Source organism: Rhodococcus sp. (in: high G+C Gram-positive bacteria), from assembly GCF_049286785.1.
GTDB lineage: Bacteria > Actinomycetota > Actinomycetes > Mycobacteriales > Mycobacteriaceae > Rhodococcus_F.
On record NZ_JBAQEO010000043.1, the window covers coordinates 1 to 3,806 of the forward strand.

Here is a 3,806-nt window from a genome sequence, read left to right on the forward strand (position 1 = left end):
CCCGGGTGGACAACGTACGGGCCCGGACCGCACGGGCCAGCAGGATCTGGGTGGAAGGTGTGCACGACGCCGCCCTGGTCGAACGGGTGTGGGGCCACGATCTGCGGGTGGAGGGTGTCGTCGTCGAACATCTCGAGGGTCTCGACAACCTGGGGGAACGGCTCGCCGGCTTCGAGCCCGGCCCCGGGCGGCGGGTGGGCGTGCTCGTCGATCACCTCGTCACCGGGTCCAAGGAGACGCAGCTGACGACCGGGCTGGGCCCGGACGTGCTCGTCACCGGGCACCCGTTCATCGACGTGTGGGAGGCGGTGCGGCCCAAGGCCGTCGGGATCACGGCCTGGCCGAAGATTCCGCGGGGCGAGGACTGGAAGACCGGTGTGTGCCGGGAACTGGGCTGGGGGACGCCCCGGGACGGCTGGCGCCGGGTGTACGACTCGGTGAACAGTTTCCGCGACCTCGAGGCACCCCTGATCGGGGCGGTCGAACAGCTGGTCGACTTCGTGACCGACGGTGACGAGAGTTCTGGTTAACTGGTGTTGTGACTGCAGTGATCTGGCTGATCGCGGGCGTGGCGCTCGCCGCGGCGGAGGCATTGACGGGAGACTTCTTTCTCCTGATGCTGGCCGGTGGCGCCCTCGCCACCGCCGGGGTCACCGCGGTGACCGACTTCCCGGTGTGGGTCGACGCCGTGATCTTCGCGGTCACGTCGCTGGCACTGATCCTCGGCGTCCGCCCGGTGTTGCTGCGACGGTTCGCAGCCCCGCCGCCCACTCCCACCGGAGTCGCGGCGCTCACGGGTAAGCAGGCGCTGGTTCTCGAGGAAGTGGGCGAGCACGCGGGGCAGATCAAGTTGGGCGGGGACGTGTGGACGGCCCGGCCGCTCGACACCACCGAGGTGTACCCGGTCGGAACCACCGTGACGGTAATGGAGATTGACGGCGCTACCGCCGTCGTATGGAGGGGACCGTAGATGGCAGCACTCATCGTGTTGATCGTGCTCGTGTTGTTCGTGGGGTTGGTGGTCGGCAAGTCGGTGACGCTGGTACCGCAGGCGAGTGCGGCGGTGATCGAACGCCTCGGCCGGTACTCGAAGACGGTGTCCGGGCAGTTGACCTTCCTCATTCCCTTCGTCGACCGGGTGCGGGCCAAGGTGGACCTGCGCGAGCGGGTCGTCTCGTTCCCGCCGCAGCCGGTGATCACCCAGGACAATCTGACGTTGTCGATCGACACGGTCGTCTACTTCCAGGTCACCAATCCGCAGGCCGCGGTGTACGAGATCAACAACTACATCGTGGGTGTCGAGCAGCTGACCACCACCACCCTCCGGAACGTCGTCGGCGGTATGACCCTCGAGGAGACGCTGACCTCGCGGGACGCCATCAACGGCCAACTGCGGGGCGTGCTGGACGAGGCCACCGGACGGTGGGGTCTGCGTGTCGCCCGGGTGGAACTCAAGAGCATCGATCCGCCGCCGTCGATCCAGGAATCGATGGAGAAGCAGATGAAGGCGGACCGGGAGAAGCGGGCCATGATCCTCACCGCCGAGGGGCATCGGGAATCGGCGATCAAGACCGCGGAGGGCGACAAGCAGAGCCGGATCCTGGCCGCCGAGGGTGCGAAGCAGGCGTCGATCCTCAGCGCAGAAGGTGAGCGGCAGTCGCGGATTCTGCGTGCGCAGGGTGATCGGGCAGCCAAGTATCTCGAGGCGCAAGGCGAGGCCAAGGCCATCGAAAAGGTCTTTGCCGCAATCAAATCCGGCAAGCCCACCCCGGAACTTCTCGCCTACCAGTACCTGCAGACACTGCCGGAAATGGCGCAGGGCGACGCCAACAAGGTCTGGCTGGTGCCCAGTGACTTCGGGGACGCGTTGAAGGGTTTCGCGAAGACGCTCGGCGCGCAGGGCCACGACGGCGTGTTCCGGTACGAACCGTCGGCCGCCGGCGAAGACCTGCCGAAGCCCGAGGACGATTCCGACGAGGTTGCGGAATGGTTCGAGACCAAATCGGATCCGGCCATCGCCCAGGCCGTGCGGGCGGCCGAGGTGGAGGCACGCAAGCCGGTCGAGGGTCCGGGGCCGCTGGTCAGGGGCGCCGAGGGGACCGCGAGCGAACCGGCATCACCGGATCGGGGCGTCGCGCCGGGTCAGCTCCCGCCGCCCGCAACGCCCTGAGGGTCTGCAGTCGCCTCTTCACTGTTGTCCGAACCAACGGATTGTCACCGAAATCTACCGCTGTGATTGGAATCACAGCGTCGGGGTAGTCGGATAGAAGCGTCCCTTGCACAGATCGGCCTCGACCACCATTGCCGACGCTGTCGACGAGGAGCGCGAGACCAATTCGGTGAAGGAGTTCGACGATGGTGAGACCTCAAGTCGTGGCGGCGGTCAGCGTGGGCTATTTTCTGGGCCGCACCCACAAGATGAAACTGGCGCTGATGCTGGCCGGGGCGGGGGCGACCGGGCGATTTCCCGGCAGCCCTGGGCAATTGGTCCAACGCGGAGTCAAGTTGGTGTCGTCCTCCCCGCAATTCGCCGAGGTCTCGCAGTCTGTTCGCGGTGACCTGATGAATGCGATGCGGATCGCCGCGGTCACGGCCGCGAGTCAGCGCATCGATTCGCTGAGCAACCGACTGCAGGGCACCGCGGAAGAGACCGTGGGCGGGGTGGGGGAGACCGTGGGCGGGGTGGGGGAAGGCGCCGGCGATGTGGTGGGGGACCTGACCGGGGGCCTGGGACTCACCGGACGCTCCCGTTCGGAGACGGACGAAGGCGAAGATCTCGACGAGCGCACCGATGACGACTCCGGTGAAGAGGAACCGCCGCCGCACGCCGAGAAGACCGCGACACGGAAGCGCGCACCTGCGCGTCGCCGGGTCCCGGAGTCGACCGGTAAGGCACGGTCGCGGTCGAAAGCCACACGCGCCGAGTCCTCCACGGACAGCGCGCCGGTGCGGCGCACAGGGAGGTGAGTGCGATGGCCAAGACACCTCCGGAATCGGAAGCGACGAGGGCGGACGGGGACGGTCAGGGTCTCTCGTCGGCACTGCAGGGATCGTTGCAGAAGCTGGCCGGAACCCTCGCCGATCGGGCACTGTCGTCCGTGTCGGACAAGGTGACATCCGCGTCCGGGCGGCTCACCGACTACGCCGAGGGTGGGGGCGGTTCGGGGCTGCTGGCCGCGGTGACCGGATCGCAGAAGCTCGCCGAGGGGAAATCGCCGCTGTCGTCGGCGTTGGGCGGGGGCCTGGCCGGCGTCAAGGAGACGGTGAAGCAGAAGGCCGGCGATCTCAAGGACGCGGTCACCGGCGGCGGTAAGGGCAAAGGGAAGGGCAAGAAACTCAAGCTCACCAACATTGTCGAGCAGATCGACGTCGGTGTGCCCAGGGAACTGGCGTACGACCAGTGGACGCAGTTCGCCGACTTCCCGCAGTTCATGAAGAAGCTCGAGCAGGTCGAACAGATCGAGGACGAGAAGATGCGGTGGCAGGCCAAGGTGTTCTGGTCACGCCGGGCCTGGGAGTCGACGATCGTCGAACAGGTGCCCTATGAACGGATCATCTGGCGTTCGAAGGGCGACAAGGGCTACGTGGACGGTGCGGTCACCTTCCATGAAGTCACACCCGATCTGACACGCATCGTCGTGGTGCTCGAGTACCACCCGAAGGGCCTGTTCGAGAAGACCGGCAACATCTGGCGCGCACAGGGCCGTCGGATGCGGCTGGAGCTCAAACACTTCCAGCGTCACGTGATGACGCAGGCCGCGCTGCACCCGGAGGAGATCGATGGGTGGCACGGCGAGATCCGGGAC

The 3,806-nt window shown here is 66.9% G+C and carries 5 protein-coding genes; all 5 read left to right on the forward strand.

What is annotated here, in order from left to right; translation table 11 throughout:
* Window positions 1-530, forward strand: a 530-nt coding sequence (locus WAW17_RS01895; RefSeq protein WP_422331335.1) for a DUF3097 family protein, incomplete at its 5' end; no start/stop codon positions are given.
* Window positions 531-538: 8 nt separating this feature from the next.
* Window positions 539-970, forward strand: coding sequence for an NfeD family protein (locus tag WAW17_RS01900; protein ID WP_422331336.1), 432 nt, complete (start codon window positions 539-541; stop codon window positions 968-970).
* Window positions 971-2,170, forward strand: coding sequence for an SPFH domain-containing protein (locus WAW17_RS01905; RefSeq protein WP_422331337.1), 1,200 nt, complete (start codon window positions 971-973; stop codon window positions 2,168-2,170).
* Between the two features lie 185 nt (window positions 2,171-2,355).
* A complete protein-coding gene (locus tag WAW17_RS01910; RefSeq protein ID WP_422331338.1) occupies window positions 2,356-2,967 on the forward strand; it encodes a hypothetical protein in 612 nt (203 codons plus the stop codon).
* 5 nt (window positions 2,968-2,972) lie between these two features.
* The coding region (locus WAW17_RS01915) for an SRPBCC family protein (protein WP_422331339.1) at window positions 2,973-3,806 on the forward strand (834 nt) is incomplete at its 3' end.

Bases quoted from the DNA above. Each gene is read 5' to 3' on its own strand.
- WAW17_RS01905 (WP_422331337.1), top strand. From the start codon at position 971: ATGGCAGCACTCATCGTGTTGATCGTGCTCGTGTTGTTCGTGGGGTTG.
- WAW17_RS01910 (WP_422331338.1), top strand. From the start codon at position 2,356: ATGGTGAGACCTCAAGTCGTGGCGGCGGTCAGCGTGGGCTATTTTCTG.